The 19444-nt window shown below is 70.8% G+C and carries 18 protein-coding genes; 9 read left to right on the forward strand and 9 right to left on the reverse strand.

Annotated features, from left to right (window positions below; all coding sequences use genetic code 11):
- Positions 1 to 40: 40 nt before the first annotated feature.
- The 3 genes from BO221_RS11550 to BO221_RS11560 form a co-directional block, all read right to left on the reverse strand.
- A complete protein-coding gene (locus tag BO221_RS11550; RefSeq protein WP_073560474.1) occupies positions 41 to 2380 on the reverse strand; it encodes an alpha-2-macroglobulin family protein in 2340 nt (779 codons plus the stop codon).
- The gene (locus BO221_RS11555; protein WP_073560475.1) at positions 2377 to 5445 is read right to left on the reverse strand and encodes an MG2 domain-containing protein; all 3069 of its coding nucleotides are present in this window, start codon (positions 5443 to 5445) and stop codon (positions 2377 to 2379) included. Before BO221_RS11555 ends, BO221_RS11550 begins: the two co-directional genes overlap by 4 nt.
- Before the next feature lie 74 nt (positions 5446 to 5519).
- Positions 5520 to 6281: a GNAT family N-acetyltransferase gene (locus tag BO221_RS11560; RefSeq protein ID WP_073560476.1), complete on the reverse strand. Its 762-nt coding sequence runs from the start codon at positions 6279 to 6281 to the stop codon at positions 5520 to 5522.
- 189 nt (positions 6282 to 6470) lie between these two features.
- On the opposite strand from BO221_RS11560, the gene BO221_RS11565 reads away from it, so the two are divergent.
- The 4 genes from BO221_RS11565 to BO221_RS11580 are packed head-to-tail and all read left to right on the forward strand — an operon-like array spanning position 6471 to position 10265.
- Complete coding sequence (locus tag BO221_RS11565) at positions 6471 to 6941, forward strand: Lrp/AsnC family transcriptional regulator (RefSeq protein WP_043403872.1); 471 nt, start codon at positions 6471 to 6473, stop codon at positions 6939 to 6941.
- 2 nt (positions 6942 to 6943) lie between these two features.
- Positions 6944 to 8161, forward strand: coding sequence for a PLP-dependent aminotransferase family protein (locus BO221_RS11570; RefSeq protein WP_073560477.1), 1218 nt, complete (start codon positions 6944 to 6946; stop codon positions 8159 to 8161).
- Positions 8162 to 8177: 16 nt separating this feature from the next.
- Positions 8178 to 9068: a RimK family alpha-L-glutamate ligase gene (locus BO221_RS11575; protein ID WP_073560478.1), complete on the forward strand. Its 891-nt coding sequence runs from the start codon at positions 8178 to 8180 to the stop codon at positions 9066 to 9068.
- Between the two features lie 9 nt (positions 9069 to 9077).
- Complete coding sequence (locus tag BO221_RS11580) at positions 9078 to 10265, forward strand: hypothetical protein (RefSeq protein WP_073560479.1); 1188 nt, start codon at positions 9078 to 9080, stop codon at positions 10263 to 10265.
- A gap of 13 nt (positions 10266 to 10278) precedes the next feature.
- On the opposite strand, the gene BO221_RS11585 is transcribed toward BO221_RS11580, so the two are convergent.
- Positions 10279 to 10563, reverse strand: coding sequence for a hypothetical protein (locus BO221_RS11585; protein WP_073560480.1), 285 nt, complete (start codon positions 10561 to 10563; stop codon positions 10279 to 10281).
- Between the two features lie 78 nt (positions 10564 to 10641).
- The gene (locus BO221_RS11590) at positions 10642 to 10869 is read right to left on the reverse strand and encodes a hypothetical protein (protein WP_073560481.1); all 228 of its coding nucleotides are present in this window, start codon (positions 10867 to 10869) and stop codon (positions 10642 to 10644) included.
- Between the two features lie 206 nt (positions 10870 to 11075).
- On the opposite strand from BO221_RS11590, the gene BO221_RS11595 reads away from it, so the two are divergent.
- Positions 11076 to 11291: a hypothetical protein gene (locus tag BO221_RS11595; RefSeq protein WP_043403859.1), complete on the forward strand. Its 216-nt coding sequence runs from the start codon at positions 11076 to 11078 to the stop codon at positions 11289 to 11291.
- Between the two features lie 13 nt (positions 11292 to 11304).
- Here the strand turns inward: BO221_RS11595 and BO221_RS11600 are convergent, their stop codons facing one another.
- Positions 11305 to 12207, reverse strand: a complete 903-nt coding sequence (locus BO221_RS11600) for an AEC family transporter (protein ID WP_073560482.1) — start codon at positions 12205 to 12207, stop codon at positions 11305 to 11307.
- A complete protein-coding gene (locus tag BO221_RS11605; RefSeq protein WP_158079823.1) occupies positions 12204 to 13136 on the reverse strand; it encodes a LysR family transcriptional regulator in 933 nt (310 codons plus the stop codon). Before BO221_RS11605 ends, BO221_RS11600 begins: the two co-directional genes overlap by 4 nt.
- 123 nt (positions 13137 to 13259) lie before the next feature.
- On the opposite strand from BO221_RS11605, the gene BO221_RS11610 reads away from it, so the two are divergent.
- From BO221_RS11610 to BO221_RS11620, 3 genes are all read left to right on the forward strand, one after another.
- On the forward strand, positions 13260 to 13874 hold the full coding sequence (locus BO221_RS11610; RefSeq protein ID WP_073560484.1) for a hypothetical protein: 615 nt from the start codon (positions 13260 to 13262) through the stop codon (positions 13872 to 13874).
- A 256-nt stretch (positions 13875 to 14130) separates the two neighbouring features.
- A complete protein-coding gene (locus tag BO221_RS11615) occupies positions 14131 to 15591 on the forward strand; it encodes a hypothetical protein (protein WP_143195398.1) in 1461 nt (486 codons plus the stop codon).
- A 171-nt stretch (positions 15592 to 15762) separates the two neighbouring features.
- The gene (locus tag BO221_RS11620; protein WP_073560486.1) at positions 15763 to 16479 is read left to right on the forward strand and encodes a hypothetical protein; all 717 of its coding nucleotides are present in this window, start codon (positions 15763 to 15765) and stop codon (positions 16477 to 16479) included.
- 122 nt (positions 16480 to 16601) lie between these two features.
- Here BO221_RS11620 and BO221_RS11625 read toward each other — a convergent pair whose 3' ends face one another.
- Together BO221_RS11625 and BO221_RS11630 are read right to left on the reverse strand one after the other, a co-directional pair.
- Entirely contained in the window at positions 16602 to 17069 is a 468-nt protein-coding gene (locus tag BO221_RS11625; protein ID WP_073560487.1) for a hypothetical protein, read from the reverse strand.
- 134 nt (positions 17070 to 17203) lie between these two features.
- Positions 17204 to 18088 carry an ATP-grasp domain-containing protein gene (locus BO221_RS11630; protein WP_073560488.1) on the reverse strand — a complete coding sequence of 295 codons (885 nt, stop codon included), beginning with the start codon at positions 18086 to 18088 and terminating at the stop codon, positions 17204 to 17206.
- A gap of 311 nt (positions 18089 to 18399) precedes the next feature.
- Here BO221_RS11630 and BO221_RS11635 point away from each other — a divergent pair, with 311 nt between their 5' ends.
- Positions 18400 to 19431, forward strand: coding sequence for a histone deacetylase family protein (locus tag BO221_RS11635; RefSeq protein ID WP_073560489.1), 1032 nt, complete (start codon positions 18400 to 18402; stop codon positions 19429 to 19431).
- The last annotated feature ends 13 nt before the right edge of the window (positions 19432 to 19444 follow it).

Here is a 19444-nt window from a genome sequence, read left to right on the forward strand (position 1 = left end):
GGTTCAGCGCGCCTCCTTGTTTCAACGCGCCGCCCCTGGCTCAGCGCACCGCCCAGGTGGCCGGTGGCACGTGGAAGACCAGTTCCGGCCGGTCCACCGGCGTCAGGCTCGACGCCCCCGCCTGCAGCGTGCCCGACAGTGTCGGCACCACCCGGAACCTCGCACTGAAGGGCTCGGCCGCGCCTCGCGGAGGTAGCGTGAGGCTCACCGCCCCATCCTCCACCTCGTAGGACGTCACCTTCCCCTCGTTCACCAGCGCGTCCAGGCTCGCCCGGTCCACCTGCACTCCCGCCGGCAGTCCCTGGCGCAGCGTGAGCGACATCCCCGCGGGCGAAGCCGCCTGCACCGTCACCTCCGCCGGCATCCCCACCTTCACCTCCGCCGGTCCCTTCACCGCGAGCTCCAACCCCTTCCCTGTCTCGCTCGCACGCCACGGCACGTAGGCACCCAACGTGAGGGAGAAGCCCAGCCCCGGCACCGCCGGCTCCGCGCGCACCACCCACGTGTGCTTGCCCGCCGAGCCCGTGGCCGCCCCCTCCAGCGCGAGCACCTCCCGCAGCGCCTTCGCGTCGAACGTCCCTTCCGTCACCACCTTGCCGTCCCGCTCCAGCACCACGCTCACCTGGGACGGCAGCGGCTCCTTGAAGAGCGCCAGCGCCGCCCGCAGGCCCACGAGGTTCGCGCGCCCGTCACCCCATCCCCGCTCGGGCCGGTAGTCCGCGAGCAGCGAGGTGCCCAGGTCCGCCAGCGGCGCCTCCTTGTCCTCCACGAGCGCCAGCACCGCGAGCGCCGTCGCCTCCGTCTCCGAGGGGACGAACCCGTCCGCGCGCACCACGCCCGGTCCCACCGGCAGGAAGGCCGAGCCGTCCGGCCGCTTCTGGAGCGCCTCCCGCACCTGCTTGCGCAGCGTGTCCCGCACCGTGCCGGACACGCCCCCGCTGGCCAGCACCGCCGCCGCCGTGTAGCCGTCCTGCACCCGTGCCACGTAGCGCTCGAAAGCGCCCGCCACGCGCGCGCCGAAGGCCGAGGCCCTCCGGCGTCCCGCGTCCGAGCCCGTCCCGGCACGCACCGCCCGGGCGCAGTCCGCCGTGGCCACCAGCAGCCGCTGCAACGTCCACCCGTCCGCGCCCTGGCACGTCCCATCCGGCCGCTGCGCCGAGGCCACCTGGCCCGACAGACGCTCGCCCAGCCGCGCCAGCACCGGGTTGTCCGGGTGCGCCAGCGCCGCCTCCGCCAACAGCGCCGCCGAGGCCACGTCCGGCGCACGGCCCGCACGCAACACCCGCTGCCCGGCCAGCGCCGACATGCGCTTCAGCGACTCCGCATCCGCCGTGCCTCCCAGCGACGTCAGCAGCTCCGGCGCACGGCCGGCGAGCAGCAGCGCGTAGGCATCCTCGGCCACGCCCCCTCGCCCGAATGCCGCGCTCAGCTCCGAGCGCAACACGCCCAGCGCCCCCGGGAAGACGAGCAACCGCACCCGCTCGCTGCCGGCCACCGCGTTCTCGGGGCCCTCCAGTTCCAGCGTGCGCGGCGCCGCCAGGGTGCCTCCATGCGTCTCCACCACCGGCCGGCCCGTGGGCCACACGTCGAAGGTCCGCACCACCGAGTCCGTGCCGCCCAGCGAGGCCCTCAGCGTCACGGGCCCCGGCTGCGCCGCTCGCACCGTCACGTACTCCACCACGCTGCCCGCCGCTGGCACCGTCACCGTGCGCGAGCCCCCCTCCACCGCCGCTCCCTGCGCCTCCACCTTCAGCGGGCGCGTCACCGGCGAGCCCGTCGTGTTCACCACCTGCACCGGCACGCGCACCACATCCCCCGCACGAAGGAAGGGCGGCAGCACCGGGTCCACGTAGGTGGGAAGCGTGCCCGCGAAGCTGCTCACCGCCCCGGCCTGCGCTCCCGAGCGCGAGTGCGCCAGCGCCAGCACCCGCCAGTTCGTCAGCCGGTCCGGCACCTTCACCGGCACCGACGCCAGGCCGGACGCATCCGTCACCACCAGCGGCTCGAAGAGGAACGTCTCGGGGAACCAGGCCCGTCCCGGCGTGGCGGGCGCCTCGGCCACGGGTGGAGGCGGCGGTGCTCCCGGTGCCTCCTCCTTCATCGCCACTTTCTTCCCTCCACCTCCCCTGGCTGACCCGAACCCCCCCATCGCGGACTGGACGGGAGCAGCCATCATCGGCGGCGCCTCCGCCTCCTCCATCTCATCCGCGTCATTCTGGCCGAAGGTCTGGAGGTTCTTCCTCGCGTACATCCGGTCCTCGCCCCCCCCCGCCAGTGCGTCCGCGGAAGTGGCGTAGGAGTACGCCAGGCTCCGCACGCACGTGTTCAGCGCGAAGCCCGCGACGAGGCACACCCCACCCACTGCGACGTAGCGCTTCATGGCGCCTCCCGGGCGACCCACGCGCCCCAGTTCTCGACGTCCTCGGGCAACCGCGTGCCGTTCACCACCACCGCCCGTGGGTCGGTGAGGGCCAGCAGCTCCTGCGGCAACCGCGACAGCTTCAACCGGCGGCCGTAGGCGTCCGTCACCGCCTCGCCGCGCTTCTCACAGGCCTCGAGCGCCTTCTCCCACAGCTTCGCCATCCCCGCCGGGGAGAGCGTCTCGTCCTTGGGCGCCGACTCCTCCCAGGCGCGCGCCTGCACCGTCAGCTCCGACAGCACCCGGTAGAAGGGCTCGGTCAGCTCCACGTCCGGCTCGAAGGGAGTCGACACCTGGAGCGACACCCGCCGCTCACCGCCATCCCGCGACGGCAGGCCCGACACCCGCAGCAGCGTGGCCGCGGCCGCGTTGGCACCCCGGATGCGGCCCATCGCGAGCGCCGTCCCATCCAGCACGTTGAAAGCCGGCGAGGACACCGTGGGCACCGGACGCATGCCGTCCAGCGCCCCCGTCCCCGGCAGCGGAACGAGCTGCGACAGGCTCTCGTCCACGCCGAAGAGGCCCACCGCCGCCGGGCCGTCCTGGCCGTCCACCCGCGTGTGCACCTGGAGGTGCGCCAGCTCACCGGGCGCGTAGGCCTTCTTGTCCGGCGTCACCTCGAGCGCCAGCTGCGCGCGCGGCGCCACGTACACCCGGGCCACCGCGCCCGCCCAGTTCGCCTCGGCCCACCCATCGAAGTCCTCGGGCAGACGGAAGCGCGCCGCCTTGTTCTCCACCTTCGCCTTCAGCTTCTTCTCCCCGGCCATGAGGACGAGCTCCTCGGGCAGCTCCCCGTGGAAGTCCGGGCCGCGCAGCAGCTCGAGGCGCACCTCGTCCCCTCCACGCGCCAGCACCGGCGTGGCCCTCAGACGCGCGGGCGGCAACCGCACCGGGTGCACCACCCACTTCGTCGAGCCCAGCTCCTCCTTGTCCGCCTTCGCGCTCACCATCAGCTCGTAGCCGAGCAGCGTCGTCTCCTGGGCCACCGCTCCATCGGAGCCGCTCCCCGTGGGCTCGGCGGTGAAGCGCACCACGCCCATGGCACTTCCGGGCTCGGCGCCCAGCACCAGCCGGGAGAAGCGGGACTGGATGCAGGACAGGTGGGCGGCGGGCAGCATGTCCTCCCCCGGGGGCAGGGACGACCAGCCCACCTCCACCTCGCGCTGCTTCGGACGCGTGCGCCAGGTGAGCGCGGACGGCAGCGCCGCGGACAGCGACAAGTTCGCGGGCAGGCACTCGCGAGCATCGAGCGCCGCGGCCCGCAGCGTCTCCTCCAACTCCTCGCTGGCACCAGCGACGTCGAGCACCTCGAACTCGAGCGAGGGCAGCCCCGGGTCGCGCACGTCCAGGGTGAGCCCCAGCATCCGCTCGCGGCCGGGCGGCAGCGAACGCGCCCGCACCACCGAGGCGAGGCAGGAGCCCAGCGGCGAGCCATCCGGCACCACGTCCACCACCGAGCCTCCCGCGGCCACGCGCACCCCCAGCGTCACCTGGGTGGAGCCCGAGTCGGGCGACACGAAGCGCGCACAGGGGCGCAGGGATTCCAGCCAGCGCTCCAGCGCGAGCTGATCCTCCAGCGCGGGCGAGCCGTCATCCGAGAGGAGATTCCGCACCGAGCCCAACCCCACCGGAGGCGGCGGAGGCCTGCGGCGCACCGGCATGGCGGGAAGGACGACGTTGACGGGCGGGCCCGGGTCGAGCTGGAAGGAGGCCACGCCGTCCTCGTCCGTCACCGCGCGCACGCCCTCGTCCCGCGGGTCCCACGCGCGCTTCACGGTGAGCTCCGCGCCGGGCAGCAACTGGCCATCCGCGGTGGTGGCGCGCAGGTAGACGCGGTTGCTGTAGCCGTCCGCCAATCCATCCGACAGCTCCGTCACGGCCGACACGGAGAGCGCGTCCTCGGCGAGCAGCACCGAGGCGCCGCCCTGCACCTGGTCTCCCGCGGGGTCCGTGGCGGACAGCCACGCGGAGAGGGTGGCCTGGCCGCGCAGGTCATACGGCACACGCGGCAGGGTGAGCCGGAAACGTCCCGAGCCATCCGTGCGCGCCTTCTGGGGCAGCGCGTCCTTCGCCTTCGCGTCGAGCCACTCGAGTGGAGCCGGCCATTGGCCCGAGGCATTCCAGGAGATATCCACGGCCGCGTCCGCCACCGGCGCGCCCGAGCTGTAGACGACGCGGCCCTCGACGGTGGGGGACTCGCCCACGCGCCAGAAGGGCTTCGTGCTGACGGCCTCCACGCGGAAGCGCGGCAGGGTGAAGGGCTTCACCTGGAAGGAGGCCACGCCCGAGGCATCACCGCTCGTCCAGCGCGCCGTCCAGGTGCCGGTGGGCGCGCCTCGGTCGAGCGGGAAGTCCCCGGCCACCACGCCCCACGGGCCCGCGGGCATGCGCTGCTCCAGCACCACCTCGCCGGAGGGGTCGGTGACGAACCACGTGCCCGGGCGTCCGTCGATGGGCGCGAGGTCCTTGGCGCGCAGCACCACGGCGCGGAAGCGGACCTGGTGGCCGGGCTCGTAGAGGGGCCGGTCGGTGAGGACGTGGACGCGGGCGGGAGCGTAGAGGGCCAGCGGCGCGTCCACGGTACCGGTGCCGAGCGGAGTGGTGACGCGGGCGCGCAGCGTGTAGTCCCCATCCGGCAGCGCGGGCAGCTTCACCCGGGCGACCTGTGCGAAGTCGGAGTCCCGCTGCTCCCATCTCTCGGGAGCGAGGGGTGACTCCTTGCCCCCGGCATCCACGAGGAAGAGCGAGGCCTCCAGGCGCCGCACCGGGGCGTTCAGCAGTACCTGGGCGTCGGTGATGCCATGGGCCTCGGCCGACACATGGACGGAGCCCGTGGCCTCCCGGGCGAGCCCATCGGCGCGCAGGCCCAGCGTCTGCCGGAAGTCTCCGTCCGGGCAGCGGTACACCTTCACACCCTGGAAGGCCCACGCGGACACGCACACGTCCGAGGTGGCCCACCTCACGAGCCCCACGGCGACCACCGCGGCGATGCCGAGGGCGACCCGGCGGTTGAAACGGATGTTCATCAGCTCTCCCCAGCCACCACTCTATGCCGGAGCGAGCCTTCCGCGCCTCCTCCCTCCTACCGATGCGAGCCGCCTCACGGCCCGGGTAGCACGCACGTCACCTGCTCGAGCTCCCCCCATACCCGGAAGCCCGCGCGCGCGTAGATGCGCTCCGCCTCGGGGTTGGACACCTGGAGGAAGAGCGGCACCATGGCCCTGCGCTGTATCCAGGTGATCAACGCCGACGCCAGGCCGCGCCGGCGATGCCTGGGCCGCGTCGCCACCTCCTGGACCAGCGCGCAGCCCTCTCCCTCCTGCAGGGCCGCCATCGCCGCCGGCACGCCGTCCACCCGGGCGAGGTAGTAATGCGACGCGGGACCCGGCACCAACCGCTCCAGGTAGCGCACCAGCCAGCCGCGCTCCTCCCAGCCGCAGGCTTCTCCCTGAATCTCCGCCAGGGACGCGATGGTCTCCGGGCCCGCCACCTCCAGCGTCACTCCCGAGAACAACACCGGAAGCGGACGGGAGGCGCCCAGCGCCCAGTGCATGAGGCGCATCTCCTGGGAGTCCTTCTGGAAGCCCCGGACCACCAGCCGCTCCACCACGTCTCCGGGTGCGCTCAGGTCATCCACCCGTACCCGCGGCACGAGCCCCCGTGCCCGGTAGAGCGCCACCACTTCCTCGATGGCGGCCTCCGGCTCCTCCGCTCGCAGCCAGCGCGCGGTGTTCGCATCCCAGTGGTGGGGATTTCCCACCTCGTGGACGAAATATCCCCACGGCCGTGCCTCGACGGTCGCGAAGCGCCGGGCCAGCGTCAGATCGAGTCCCAGGAACTGCTGACGGAAGGCGGAATCCATGGCTGCGCTCCTCGGGGCCCACCGGCGCGAGACGTGCATTGCCAACAGAGGAGGCCCCCCGTGTTCGTGACGGCACGGTGGAGGAAGCTCGCCCGCCTGCCTGCCACCCTCTTGCACCGCCCCCGAGAGACATATACCTTATAGGTATCAAGTCACTGGGACTTATAAAAATAAGGTCGCTGACCCGCCATGGATGAACTGGACCACCGCCTCGTCGATCTGCTGCAGCGAGATGGGCGAGCCACGCAGCTGGAGCTCTCCCGCTCGGTGGGTCTGTCCCAGCCGGCGGTGGCCGAGCGCATCCGCAAGCTCGAGGAGCGGGGGGTCATCACCGGCTACACGGCGCGCGTGGACGCGTCGAAGCTGGGCAAGGACATCACCGCCTTCATCGGCGTGAGCATCGAGCACCCCAAGTACTTCGAGGGGTTCGCCCGCAAGGTGCTGGCCATGCCCGAGGTGCTCGAGGCGCACCGCGTCGCCGGCCAGGACTCGTACATCCTCAAGGTGCGCACCCGGAACACGAAGACGCTCGACTCCCTGCTCGTGGAGACGCTGCGGACCATTTCCGGCGTCACGCGCACGCACACCACCATCGTTCTGACATCCATCAAGGAAGAGACGTACATCCACGTCTCCCCCGAAGAGCTGAAAGGAGCCTGACCATGACCGCGGCCACCCCCATTATCGCTCCTCCGCCGTTCCCGCTGGCCCAGCGCATGTCGCGGGTCAAGGCCTCCGCCGTGCGGGAGATCCTCAAGGTGGCCGAGCGTCCGGACGTGCTCTCCTTCGCTGGAGGGCTGCCCGCCCCCGAGCTCTTCCCGGTGGAAGCCATCGCCCAGGCGCACGCCGAGGTCTTCGCCGAGGAGGGCCGCGCGGCGCTCCAGTACAGCACCACCGAGGGCTACGGCCCGCTGCGCGAGTGGATCTGCTCGCACCTGGGCGGCCAGGGCCTGCACGCGGCGACGGACCAGGTGCTCATCACCAGCGGCTCGCAGCAGGGCATCGACCTGGTGGCCAAGGTGATGCTCGACCCGGGTGACGTGGTGGTGGTGGAGAATCCCAGCTACCTGGCCGCGCTGCAGACGTTCAGCGGGTACGAGGTCTCCTACTCCGTCGTGGGCAGCGACCGGGACGGCATGCGCGTGGACGAGCTGGAGACGCTGCTGCACACCGTGGGCCGCAAGCCCAAGCTCATCTACCTGGTCCCCAACTTCCAGAATCCCAAGGGCACCACCCTGTCGCTGGAGCGCCGGCAGGCCCTGGTGCGCTTCGCCCAGCGCCACCGCATCCTCATCCTCGAGGACAACCCCTACGGCGAGCTGCGCTTCCGGGGCGAGCACCTGCCGTCGCTGGCCTCGCTCGACACCGAGGGTGTGGTCGTCACCCTGGGGACGTTCTCCAAGACGCTGGCCCCCGGGCTGCGCATCGGCTGGGCCGTGGGCCCGCGAGAGATCATCCGGGCGCTCACCGTCGTCAAGCAGTCGGCGGACCTGCACACCGCCACGGTCGCGCAGCGCGCCACCGCCCGGCTGCTGTCGAGCTTCGACTACAACGCCAACCTGGAGAAGCTGCGCGCCGTCTACGGTGACCGGTGCCAGGTGATGCTCGCCTCGCTGGAGAAGCACATGCCCGAGGGCACCCGGTGGACGGAGCCGGACGGCGGCATGTTCCTGTGGGTGGAGCTGCCGCGGGGCATGAGCGCGGATGCCCTCTTCCCGCTGGCGCTCGAGAAGCGCGTGGCCTTCGTGCCCGGCGCCTCCTTCTTCGCCGGAGAGCCTCGCACGGAGTTCATGCGGCTGAACTTCTCCAACCGACCGCCGGAGCTCATCGAGGAAGGCATGCGCCGGCTCGGTGCGGTCATCGCAGCCGCCCGGAGTTGAGGTATCTCTCACGGCCATGTCCGTGAATGAGAATGCCTACGACGTCGCGCTCGTCACCTCGTCCACCTTCCCCGAGTGCCTGCCCGATGAGCATCTGCTCGCCCAGGCACTCGCAGCGAGGGGCCTGAAGGCCGGGCCCGTCATCTGGGACGACCCGGCCGTGGACTGGAGCCGCTTCCGGCTCGCGCTCATCCGTACCGCCTGGGACTCGGATGCGCGCCGGGAGGAGTTCGTGGCCTGGGCCGAGCGCGCCGGTGCCCGCTGCCCGCTGTGGAATCCGCCCGAGGTGCTCCGCTGGAACACGCACAAGGGCTACCTGCGCGAGCTCGCGGAGCGCGGCATCGCCACCGTGCCCACCGCCTGGCTGGAGCGCGGCTCGCGGCCGGACGTGAAGGCGCTGCTCACGGAGCGCGGCTGGGCTGACGCGGTGGTGAAACCCGCGGTGTCCGCGGGCGCTCGGGACACGCTGCGCGTCCGGAGGCCCGAGGACCTCCCCGCCGCCCAGGCGCTGGTGGAGCGTGTCCTCCCCCACAAGGACATGATGGTGCAGCCCTACCTGCCCTCGGTGGAGGGCCATGGCGAGCGCTCCATCCTCTTCCTGGGCGGTGAGCACACCCACGCCATCAAGCGTCAGCCAGCCCTCTCGGGCAACCCGGGCTACGACGCCACCGCCGCCGAGCCCGCCCCGTCCTCCGAGGACGAGCGCGCCTTCGCCCGCCAGGTGCTCGCCGCCACCGGCTTCGAGCTGCTCTACGCCCGGGTGGACGTGGCGCGGGACGAGCACGGTGGGCTGCTGCTGATGGAGCTGGAAATCACCGAGCCCAACCTCTTCCTGCGGCAGGGCGGACCCCGGGCGGTGGACACGCTGGCGGACGCGATCGTCCACAAGGCACGCCGGATGGCTTAGCCTGCGGCCATGCCGCCTCCGGAGAAGAAGCCCCGAGCCCCGCAGGACACGCTGCCTCCCCGGCTGAAGACGCTGCTGGAGGAGCTCACCCACCGCGCGCTGGCCTCACGGCTGGAGCGCGTGTACCGGGCCGCGGCGCTGGCCATCGACCGGCTGGGGCACCTCAACATCGTCAAGTACGAGCCCACCACCCTGGAGGAGACGGAGGGGGCGGACCTGTCGCTGTGGGAGACGATGGCCCCGGCCATCCGGGACACGGTGGTGGACGTGAACGCCCTGGTGTCGGCCATCCACGAGGCCTTCCCCTCCTCGGTGGAGGCCGCGCGCGACGGTGCGTGGGAGCCTCCCCCCGCGGGCGTGGACGAGCGGCTGTCGCGGGAGGTGGAGGTAGTGCTGGGCGCGTGCGCGGGGCGGCTGTCGCGGCGCGTGGCGGACCTGGGCCAGCGGGTGCGGCGGCCCGAGGTGGTGAGCGACCGTTGGGCGCTGATGGCGGAGCTGCAGTCGTTCCGCGCGGACTTCCGCGCGCAGATGGGAGACCTCGTGTACCTCACGGCGGCGGCCTTCGCGGACGTGCGGCGCGAGGACGTGGTGCCGGGCTACCAGGGGCAGGTGATGGCGGCGGCCGTGCTGCGTGGCGGGGTGGCGGAGCTGCGGCGCTCGCTGCAGTCACGGCTGGAGAAGGCGGCCACCGCGTCCCCGCGGGAGGGGCCGGGGCTGGCGCGGAGGCTGGAGGAGATGCTCGCGGCCTTCGCGGGGATGAACTCCTCGCTGACGATGAAGACGCGGGACAAGCGCCTGGTGGTGGAGGTGCGCGAGCGGCTGCGCGCGCTGGCCTCGCTGCCGGAGGTGCCCGCGGACGAGTTGAAGACGCTCGTGGAGCCCTTCCTCGGAGAGCTGGGGCGGGTGGGCGCGGAGCTGACGCAGCGCACGCTGACGGCGCACGACCGGGCGGTGTGGGCGGCGTGCGGGGCACGGCTGGAGCAGGCGGCGATGCACCTGTTCCTGAACTCGCCGGGCACCGAGCGCGTCATCCGCGAGGCGGTGGACATCGCGGGAGCGCTCTACGGCCGGGCGCCGGTGTTCGATGGCTTCCTGCGCAAGGCACGCCTGGGCCTCGAGCAGTCCATCGAGGAAGCGGAGCTGCGCGAGACGCTGGAGGTGTTCCGGGAGCGTCTCGCGGCCCTGCCCTTCACCTGAGGCGGCCGGGAAACTACTTGGACTCGGCCTTGGCGCCCTCGGGCAGCGCGGCGGCGGCCGGCACGGGGAGGCGCGGAACCTTCAGGTTGCGGTACTCGGTGGCGAGGTTCTCGGGCGTCATCTCCTCCTGCCACTGCTTCGGGTTGGTGTTCCACCCGTAGTCCGCCGGCACCTTGCCGCCACCCTGGTTCTTGTAGCCAATCATGTCCGGGAACTTCGCGGACCAGCGGCCTGCTGGATCCGTCTCACGGGTGATGGGCTCGCGGTTCGGGCGGGGGGTGTAGTTGCTCTTGCTCATGAGGCGTGACTCCTAGCAGGTGCGCGGCCTCTCCGGAACCCCCACGGAGGCCCGGGAGATGCCCCGCCGCCCCGGGGCCTACGCGGGCCCGCCCGCTGCCCGCCCGGCGGAGGAGGCCCCGGCCCGGGAGCGCCGCCGCCGTGATACCGGCGGCAGCCAGCTCGGTCCCAACTCGAACACCGCGGCGAAGTAGCGCGCCTGCGCCTCGCTGCCATAGCGATAGCGCCGCACACCGCCCCCCTCGAGGGTCACCTCCACCCCCCAACCCTTCCCACGTCGGCGAAGCGCGACTCGCGCAATCTCCATGCCCGCCCTCCCCCCTCAGGAACGCCCTTCTCTTGAAAGCGGCGTGCCAAGGCGAGCGCCTGTCTTCAGCGGGTTGCGGTGTGCGGCGGTGGACAGGTGCCGGAGAGACGGTAGGCGCTACAGGCCCGCCTGCCTGCCCTCCAGGGGTGCACGGAAAACACGGCCCGGCGGCTTGTGGCCGCCGATTCCTGCGTTACGTGAAAGGCATGACCGGAACCACTGAGAAGAACATGGGTGACGCCGTTTCGGAGTTCACCCTTCCCGATGGCTGCATGCTGTGCGGCGGCGCGGTGACCATCCGCAGCACGCCGGGAAACGGCGCGCACAGCTACTGCGCACACTGCCACTGGCTGTCGCGCACGCGGCTGCGCATGCGCAAGGAAGGCCTGGAGATCGCCTACGCCACGCAGGCCGTCGCGTAGGCGGCGCACGCTCTCAATGCAGGAGCCACAGGGTGACGGGCACCGTGGCGAACGAGAGTGGAATGCCCAGCCCCACCATGAGGGCGGAGAGCTCCGGATCCAACCCATTGTCCGCGGCGAGGATGGCGGCGGTGACCATGGGAGCCATGGCGGCCTGGAGAACGGATACCTCGAAGGTGAGCCGGCCCATGCCGGGCAGCAGCAGCAACAGCAGCGCAATCGCGAGCGGCGCCAGCGCCAGCTTGTAACCGAGCCCCAGCGCGAGCGCGCGCATCCGGCCCTTCACGCCCGAGGGCCGCAACTGGAAACCCACGGAGAAGAGCGCCAACGGGGTGAGCATGTCGCCCAGGCGGCCGAGCACCACGTCCACGGCCTGGGGCCAGTCCCACGGGTGCAGGACGAACCCGGCAGTCAGGGCGATGAAGGGCGGAAAGGCCACCACCTTCTTGAGCAGCGCCCCGAGGCGGGTGTCCTTGGCGGCGGCGTGCGTGGCGAAGAGGGTGGCCACCGTGCCCAGCGCCAGGAACGAGCCGAGCTGATCCACGACGACGGCCACCTGTAGCGCATCGCGGCCCATGAGTCCCTCGATGAGGGGCAGGCCCACGAAGGCGGTGTTGCTCAACCCGCCGGTGAGGACGAGCGCCGCCACGGTGCCGGGCGCGAAGCCCAGCCGTGGGCCCACCGTGCGGAAGAAGAGCCACGAGCCGCCGAAGACGAGCCAGGGCGTGGCGGCGGCGGCGAGCAGCTCGGGGACGAGCGTCAGCCGGTGCACCGAGCGCAGCACCAGCGCGGGCAGCGCGATGTTGAGCACGAAGGCGTTGAGGGCCAGCGCCGTCTGCTCCGGGAAGCGGCCGCTGCGCCGGGCGAAGGCTCCGAGGAGGAAACTGGCGGCCAGCAGACCGGCGAGCTGGCTCACGAGGAACGCCTCCCGGAGGAACGCGGGGCGGGACGGCCCTCGCCGGACAGGAGGGGGCGCTCGCGCTGGATGAGCTCGGTGAGGAAGTGGAGGGTGGCGCGCACACGCGCGTTGTGCTGCAAATCCGGGTGGACCACCAGCCAGATGTCACGGCGCAGCGAGGCCACGAGGGGCGCCACCCGCCGCAGTCCCGGCTCCCGGTCCCCACACAGGCACGGCATCACCCCCACGCCCATGCCCGCGGCGGTGGCCGTCACCACCGACAGCAGCGAGTTGCAGCGCACCGCCACCCGTGCGCCCGGAGCGGCCTCGGCGAGCCAGCGGGCCTCGGGCCACTTCGCCGCGGCGTCCGCGTAGCCGATGACGTCATGCCCCGCGAAACCCCGCGCCGGATCCGGTGCGCCGCGCCGCTCCAGGTACGCCTCGGAGGCATAGGGCGCGATGGCGATCTCCCCCACCTTGCGTGCCACCAGCGTGTCACCCTGGGGCCGGGTGAGGCGGATGGCGATGTCCGCCTCGCGCCGGGCCAGGTCCAGCGCGCCGTAGTCGGTGAGGAACTGCACCTCGATGCCGGGGTGGCGCTCGCGGAAGGGCGCGAAGCGCGGCAGGATGATGTCCACCGCGAAGGCCTCGGTGAGGGTGATGCGCACCACGCCCTCCAGGCGCGCGTCCTCTCCGCTGGCCCGGCGCTCCACCGCGAGCGCGGCCGCCTCCATCTCCTCCACCGCCGAGTGGATGCCCCGCCCCGCGTCCGTCAGCACCAGCCCCGAGGGCGTGCGATCGAAGAGTTTGGAGCCCAGTTCCTCCTCGAGCGCCGCGAGCCGCCGGCCCACGGTGGAGGCATCCACCTCCAGGCTCCGCGCGGCCGAGGCGAGCGTCCCCTCCCGCGCGATGGCGAGGAAGTAGCGGAGATCATTCCAGTCCGGCACGCCCTGCAAATTCGCATGCCCACCCTGCAATCTCCAGCGTTTTCGCAAGGGGTGCTTCCGGGGCATTCCTTGGCTCGCCCGGGCCGCACGGAGCGGCCGGAGCCAGACCTCTGGAGCAGAACCATGAAGACGATGAACCGCCTCGCGCTGACCGTTGCCACCCTGGGCCTCGCGGCCGGCTGTGCCACCACGGGAGGAGCCTCGGGGACGCGCGTGAAGACGAACGAGCTGACGGGCGCGTGGACGAGCGCGGTGTGCGAGTCGATGCCCAACCCGGACGGCTCGAAGACGTACTTCAAGCGGAACTTCCAGCTGACGGAGAAGGACTGGTCGCTGAAGTTCGAGACGTTCGGGGACGAGGGCTGCACGGCGAGGCTGTTCACCGCGCGTTTCGAGGGCCCCTACACGCTGTTGAAGGACTCGGAGAAGGTGGAGGGGGCGACGGAGGGGAACTTCGGCTTCGCGCGGCACTACATGACGGCGCACGTGCAGCCGGTGGCGGACTGGTTCCAGGGAGCGAAGTGCGGGACGGGTGCGTGGAAGGTGGGCGAGGAGCAGGAGACGAGCACGACGGGGTGCGTGTTCCTGCGGCCGGTGACGGCGTGCGGAACGGACCACGACATCGTGAAGGTGCAGGGCAACCAGCTCTTCTTCGGGAAGCGGCCGGCGGACGGCGACATGTGCACGCCGGACAAGCGCCCCACGGCCCTGACGCCCGTGGCCGTGGTGCGCGGCTGAGCCACTCTTCCTCCGGGCCTCCATCGTTCTACACTCCCCACGAGTTCACCATCGTGGCCGAGCAGCCCGCGACGAGGGGGGAGACATGGTCAGGCCCATCCAGATGGCCGTTTCCCTGCGAGCGCTGTTCAGCGTGAACGGCAGCTCGCAAGCCAGGTGGGGCTCACAAAGCGCACATCCCGTCGTCAATCCTGAGTCCCATCTTCGATCGTGCAACGGCCATCGCCCTCAAGCGCGTTGTCCTGGATCGTCAGCGATGAAAGGGATCCCCATGCAGCCGTGGAGCATCGGCGTCGTCTGTGCCCTGCTCTGGGCCCTCCCGGCGGCGGCCAGCGCCCCCCAGGAGACTCCGCCCGAGCACACCGCGTGGAAGCCCTCCGCGCCACTGCAAGCCTCCCCTCTGTTCGCCACCGGGGGTGGTGAGCCCACGAGCCCCGACCGTGGCGCCTGGATCTCGAGCGATGGCAAGAGCGTCGCCTTCCTGACCCGCGAATCCTCGGCCGCCGAAGGCAGCGCCCGCGCGCTGGTCGTGAAGGACGTGGACACGGATGCCGTCGTCTTCGAGAAGGTGCTGTTCTCGGAGGAGGAGGGTTTCCAGCGGAGCGGCCCGGACCTGGAACGGCTGGCGAGGTCCCGTGCATGGGAGGCTCGTTCCTACCTGGCCCAGCGCGAGTGGAAGCCCCTGCTCTACCGCGAGAATCCCCAGCACGACGCGGAGTTCTTCTCGGATGCGTGCTTCATCCAGCGGAAACGTCCGAAACGCTCGGTGTCCCTCGAAGAGCTCAAGCTCACGTACCAGGAGCCGCGACTCGAGATCTCGCGCCGGGGCAAGAAGGTGCTCGACCGGCGGTTTCCCTCCTGGGGAGTTCGCCAGCAAGGGTGCGAGCACGCCAGCCCCTCATGGCTGAATGGCACCTTCGTCAACCCGGAGCGGAACGTGGTGTTGATCGAACTGGGCTTCTGCGGGGTGGACAGCTGCCCCGAACCGCCAGCGGCGTTTCACGTGCTCCGCCTGCCCCCGGACAAGTCTCGCGCGGGAGCCACGGCTTCTGACCAGACGAAGGTTACGCCCCGAGGCCCGTTCGTCGGGTACGAGAAGCCAGACGCCGTCAGCGCGTCGCTCTACGCCACCGGGTTCCCCGCCATCTCGGAGGATGGGAAGCTCGTGGCCCTGGCGGAGGTCTTCGCGGATGGTGAGCGCAAGGACCCCAACCTGCTCATCACCCTACGCAACGCCCAGACCAACGAAGTCACCTGGAAACTGCCCGTGCTCGAAGCCGGAGAGGTGTCACCCGTGCTGCGGTCGCTGCCGCTGTCCCGGGAGCTCGACAAGAAGGTGCTCGAGAGAATCCGGCAGGTGAATGGCGCCCTTGGCAGGACACGGTGGGTGGCGCTGGAGGAACAGCCTCCGCAGCCCATGGTGACGGAGAGCTGCCAGCAAGCCCCGGCCCAGAAGCTGCAACTGCCCGAGCTGGAGATGACATTCAACCAGGGTCACCTGGTGCTGAAGCAGACCGGGAGCGCTCCACCCATCGAGCTGAAGCTGAATCGCCCGGGCGACAACGGGGCGGATGCGTGCAAGACGGCCAGCCGAACCTTCATGGACGCCGCCTACGTGGACTCCTCTAGAGGAGTCGTCCTGTTGCGCCTCTCCACCTGCGGCGACGAAACGTGCCCGGCCCAGGACAGGTGGTATCACGCCATCAAACTGCGTTGAGCGGACACCGCGCCGCGTATCAGGCCGGGAACATGCGCCCGCGGAGTTCCTCGATCCCGCGGCGAGCACAGCTCCTCCGAGACCACGAACTGCCCCGCGCCTGTCCACCTGACCGCATTCTGGGCTGTGATGGAAACAGCCGAGAGAGCACTCCTGTTACGCTGAGACAGCATGCCGACTACCCCCACTCGCGAGATAGTCACGCTGTCCGGAGAGCTCCACCTCGTGCCCGTCGTCGAGTTCGAACCGGGGAGCTATGCCCGCCAGGAACGCCCGCGCCCAGGAGGTTCGGGCGAGGAGGTCCCCAGGGACTGGCAACACTATTGGGAGCAGAGCCTCGCGGACTCGGGTCTTCATCTGGAGCCACTGTTCTCGGGAAGCTGGTTCGTTCCGATATCGCGACTCACGGACCCTCACGTCCTGCGCCAGATGCTTCGAATCAAGCTGGAGACGATTGACTCCGCTGAGCCAGTAGAACTGTTCGATCGCGTCATCGCGATGTCGGGAGGACAGGTCCTGTTCGAAGGCGAGCACGTTGTACTGACTCCCCGATGCTGCGGAGACCTGAGCGACCTGGAGAACTGGGAAGCCGCCGCACGTCGCGAGCCCGACGGATTCTGGATCGGCCACCCCCAGGTATTCGCCTCCTGGGAGGAACCGTGGTTGCTCCTCCGTGAAGAAGAGCCGGACCGAAACGGCGTGCACCGCGCATGGCACCTATCGCCTCATGCGCTCGCAGAAGCTGTCCTCGCAGCCCGAAAGGAGCAGGAAGACTTCGCGCGAAGGCTCATCCCCCTCCTGTCGGAGCGATTCCCACCCGAAATGACTCATCCGCTCGCGTCCGTGCTCTCGGGACTGGGTATGCCCGAAGGCACAGACAACCCCTGAGCCCACGAACTTCAGCGAGCCACACCCCTCAACGCCGCGAACAGCGCGCGCAACTATGCTCGCCGGAAGCCCGGTGGGTAGCCACGTCATCAAGCTGCGTTGAGCGGACACCGCGCCGCGTATCAGGCCGGGAACATGCGCCCGCGGAGCTCCTCGATCCCGCGCGGCGAGCACAGCTCCTCCGAGAAGAGCACGTCGAGCGCACGCTGGGCCAACCCGGCTGCGGGCGCCGCGACGAGCACCCGGCCACACTCCTCGAGCTGCTCGCGGATGAGACCAATCTCTCCGTACATCTCCGCGAGCTTCATGCGGTCCTCGACCGTCAGCTCGCGCTTCATCTCCGCGATGACCTGGCGCAGTTCCACCGTCTTTCCATCCGCGCGCTGCACCGTGGGCTCGGGCTCATCATCCACGTCGTCGGCGAGCAGCGGCCAGATGTCCGTCAGCTGCGTGGGATCCTGCACCAGCAGATGTCCCACACGCTGGGCACAGCCCTGACACGCGGCTCCAGCGAAGCGCGGCAGGTTCAGCGCTGGAGAGGCTCCAGCGCCACAGAGCAGACAGGTGGCCAGATCGGTGGTGGGCTCCATGGGGCACTCCCTTAACGTCCCCGCCCGGCCGATGCCATCTTCAACCGGGGCCTGTCACCGTTCTTGTTGGCTACCCCCCAGGCGAGCCCGGCAACCCGGGCCCGCCTTCCAGCCCCTCGTCTACAGCTTGTCAGTCAACGCTCCACGCCCAGCAACGCCGCGAACAGCTCGCGCGGGTCGATGCTCGCCGGGAGCCCGGAGACGCCTCCGTCGTTCACCTCGACCACCACCCAGCGGCCGTCCTCGAGCATCGCGACGTCCATGGTGAAGAAGCGCGCGTCGATCTTCCGTGCGAGCTTCTCGAAAGCCGAGAAGTCCGGGACGTCGACGTCGAAGTCATCGTAGGACTCCGCCGCCAGCAGCCGCCCTCGCCCGAAGAAGAGCCGGAACTCGAGGTGCGCCGGTCCGCTCGGCGTCCGCCCCCGCACCTTCAACGGCAGGAAGCGCCTGACCACGAACCCCCGCTCGAAGCGGTCCCCGCGCTCCTCGAGCAGGTTGCCGCAGATCCGCTCGAAGTCCTCTCGCGTGGCGCCGGCCGGGACGAAGCACGCCTCCGCCCAGCGCTCCTTCGCCGACTTCACGTGGTCCTTCACCAGCCACGGCGGCGAGCCCAGCTCCTGCGCGGCCTCCCACGCCTCCGAGGCGTCCGTGCCCTCGGTCCACACGGAGCGGGCGGTGTACCCCTTCAACCGTGGGTACCAGTTCGGGAGGTAGTGGGCCGCCGCGTACTCCGCGGGAGTCGTCATCAGCGCGTGGCCCCGCTCGTCCAGCGCTTCGTCCAGGGCTTCGTATTCCTCGCCCGTGAGCATCCACCCCCGGTAGAGCAGTCGCAGGCGGCCCCGCTCCGGAAGAGCGGCGAGTGCCCGCTCCGTGTTGCCCTCGAGCAGCGCGTGCAGGTCGAGCTGGAAGGTCTCGATACCCAGGACCTCGGCCGCTTCGGCCTCCGTGTCGAAGGTATCCGGCTGATGCGGATTCCGGCCAAACACGATCGCCTGCTTGATGCGGGGATTCGTCGCCATTCGCGAACCTCTCGTCTGCGGGTGGGCCCAGCCAGACGGTGGTTTCTCGCGAGGGCTGACAAAGACGCGGCGGCGCCTCCGCGGGAGCGGTGGCCGATCTCATATCGCGCTCTCTGGCCTTCCAACCCCCCGACGCGCTCCCTTCCGGGAGGCTGACAACTCCGATTTTTTCCCGCGGCCGGTGCCTCGCCGCCGGGTGTTGCTCCACTTCACGCGCGTGCCGGGGCGGAAACCCCCTCCCTTGGATGACGGACCCACGCTGCGTTACAACTCGCCGCGCCGCTCCTCCTTCAGCCCTGGAGACTCCCCCGGTGAAAGTCGTTCATTCCCCGCTGCACGCCCGCCATGACGGCGGCATGGAACTGCATCGCGGCGAGCTGGTGCCGTGCTTCGAGATGCCGGTGCGCGTCGACTACATCCTGAAGGCCGTGGAACGCGCCGGACTCGAGGTCATCGCGCCGCGCTCCTTCGCCCACGAGTCCCTGCTGCGCGTCCATGACGCCGCGTTCGTCGAGTTCCTGCGCACCGCCCATGCCGAGTGGCGCTCGCTCGGCAAGGAGGGCTTCATGCTGCCGAGCGGCTTCCCCGCCCGCGGTATGCGCCGGGACCACATCCCCTCCGGCATCAACGGCCGGATGGGCTACTACGCCTTCGACTCCAGCACGCCCATCGTCGAGGGCACCTGGGACGCCGTGCTCGCCACCGCGCACTCCGCCCTGACCGCCGCCGCGCTCGTCGCCGAGGGGGACAAGAGCGCCTACGCCCTGTGCCGTCCTCCCGGACACCACGCCGGGCACTCGGTCTACGGCGGCTACTGCTTCCTCAACAACGCCGCCCTCGCGGCCCAGCACCTGCGTGACCGGGGGTTCGCCCGCGTGGCGGTGCTCGACGTGGACTACCACCACGGCAATGGCACCCAGGACATCTTCTGGGAGCGCTCCGATGTGCTGTTCGTCTCCATCCACGCGACCCCGGAGACGGACTACCCCTACTTCCTCGGCTATGCCGATGAGCGCGGAGCGGGCGCCGGGGAGGGCTACACCCTCAACCTCCCGCTGGAGCGCGGCACCGGCTGGAACGAGTACAGCGCCGCCTTCGGAGCCGCGCTGGACGCCATCGGGACGTTCTCGCCCGAGGCCCTGGTGGTGTCGCTCGGCGTCGATACCTACGAGGGCGATCCCATCAGCGCCTTCAAGCTCGCCCAGGAGCACTACCCGCTCATCGGACAGCGGCTGGCCGGGCTGAAGCTGCCGACGGTGTTCGTGCAGGAAGGCGGCTACGCGGTGGATGAGATCGGCACCAACGTCACCGGAGTGCTGGAGGGATTCCTCGGCCGGCGCTGAGCCACCCGCGACG

The organism is Archangium sp. Cb G35, from assembly GCF_001896145.1.
GTDB lineage: Bacteria > Myxococcota > Myxococcia > Myxococcales > Myxococcaceae > Archangium > Archangium violaceum.

Coding starts and splice junctions, on each gene's coding strand:
- BO221_RS11550 (WP_073560474.1), bottom strand. CDS start 2,380: ATGAAGCGCTACGTCGCAGTGGGTGGGGTGTGCCTCGTCGCGGGCTTC.
- BO221_RS11555 (WP_073560475.1), bottom strand. CDS start 5,445: ATGAACATCCGTTTCAACCGCCGGGTCGCCCTCGGCATCGCCGCGGTG.
- BO221_RS11560 (WP_073560476.1), bottom strand. CDS start 6,281: ATGGATTCCGCCTTCCGTCAGCAGTTCCTGGGACTCGATCTGACGCTG.
- BO221_RS11565 (WP_043403872.1), top strand. CDS start 6,471: ATGGATGAACTGGACCACCGCCTCGTCGATCTGCTGCAGCGAGATGGG.
- BO221_RS11570 (WP_073560477.1), top strand. CDS start 6,944: ATGACCGCGGCCACCCCCATTATCGCTCCTCCGCCGTTCCCGCTGGCC.
- BO221_RS11575 (WP_073560478.1), top strand. CDS start 8,178: ATGTCCGTGAATGAGAATGCCTACGACGTCGCGCTCGTCACCTCGTCC.
- BO221_RS11580 (WP_073560479.1), top strand. CDS start 9,078: ATGCCGCCTCCGGAGAAGAAGCCCCGAGCCCCGCAGGACACGCTGCCT.
- BO221_RS11585 (WP_073560480.1), bottom strand. CDS start 10,563: ATGAGCAAGAGCAACTACACCCCCCGCCCGAACCGCGAGCCCATCACC.
- BO221_RS11590 (WP_073560481.1), bottom strand. CDS start 10,869: ATGGAGATTGCGCGAGTCGCGCTTCGCCGACGTGGGAAGGGTTGGGGG.
- BO221_RS11595 (WP_043403859.1), top strand. CDS start 11,076: ATGACCGGAACCACTGAGAAGAACATGGGTGACGCCGTTTCGGAGTTC.
- BO221_RS11610 (WP_073560484.1), top strand. CDS start 13,260: ATGAAGACGATGAACCGCCTCGCGCTGACCGTTGCCACCCTGGGCCTC.
- BO221_RS11615 (WP_143195398.1), top strand. CDS start 14,131: ATGAAAGGGATCCCCATGCAGCCGTGGAGCATCGGCGTCGTCTGTGCC.
- BO221_RS11620 (WP_073560486.1), top strand. CDS start 15,763: ATGCCGACTACCCCCACTCGCGAGATAGTCACGCTGTCCGGAGAGCTC.
- BO221_RS11625 (WP_073560487.1), bottom strand. CDS start 17,069: ATGGAGCCCACCACCGATCTGGCCACCTGTCTGCTCTGTGGCGCTGGA.
- BO221_RS11630 (WP_073560488.1), bottom strand. CDS start 18,088: ATGGCGACGAATCCCCGCATCAAGCAGGCGATCGTGTTTGGCCGGAAT.